Raw genomic sequence first — 891 nt, 5'->3', positions numbered from 1 at the left:
TGATGGGGCCGTCTGTTGGTTTTTGCCGTCTGGAACGAGGTCAAACTGAAGTTGTCACCTACTGAGGAACGCCACTACCAGAACAAAACAGATTTGCGAAGGGCAGTTGGTGGAGCCAACTGGGGAATTGCAATATGATGCAATCTACACCCGGAAGCTACTTAGAAGAAGTCTGCCGCCTAACTGGACGGCAGACTATGACCTATTTTCCGGATAGCCTCTAATGTCTCCAACTTGTCTCTTCGCTTTGGATACCTTGATGCCAAGAAAAGCGAGGTGATAGAAACTGATTAAAAGTTTACGAGAAAAATAATCTATAAACTGATTTTCCAGAGGAATATATGAAAAATTTTGACTTTAATCTTGTTGATGCGCGAATACCAATCAGCGAAAGCACCGGCAAGGAACCTGATTCCCTTGGAATCCCCGTTCAGTAAGCCCTATAGGCCATAGCTAAGAAGCGCCAATAGGATTCGGAATTCACCCTACTCCCACTTATACAGAGGTACTTATGGAAAACTTTGAAATTGCTTCTTTGGATGCCCGCACTCAGCGCTTTCACGGAGAAGATACTGAGTCGATTGTCAACACCACCATTTTCCCCCCCCGGACAACTGGCTTTCCCCGTACGATCGTCACCCTGACTTCCCGCCTCTGCCCTTAAGCCCCTTTCACACACACTCAACTTCAAGGAGATACCCATGAACAACTTTGACCTGAACACCCTCGATGTCCGCGCCCAGAGCATGCAAGCCACTGATGGTGGTGACGCCCAATGGACCCCTGCCGCCACCGTGGTGATTGGCACCTACAGTGTGGTGACTGGCACTTCCAAGCGCTGCGTCTAAGCCCCTTTCACACACATTCAACTTCAAGGAGATACCCATGAAC

At 48.6% G+C, this 891-nt stretch carries 1 protein-coding gene; it reads left to right on the top strand.

The window, feature by feature from the left end; all coding sequences use genetic code 11:
* Positions 1 to 701 precede the first annotated feature (701 nt).
* Positions 702 to 848, top strand: a complete 147-nt coding sequence (locus tag IE158_RS13415; RefSeq protein WP_189644205.1) for a hypothetical protein — start codon at positions 702 to 704, stop codon at positions 846 to 848.
* The last annotated feature ends 43 nt before the right edge of the window (positions 849 to 891 follow it).

The organism is Deinococcus piscis (genome assembly GCF_014653275.1).
Lineage (GTDB): Bacteria > Deinococcota > Deinococci > Deinococcales > Deinococcaceae > Deinococcus > Deinococcus piscis.
The sequence above is the reverse complement of the archived record's forward strand: the minus strand, read 5'-3'. Positions and strand labels throughout refer to the sequence as shown.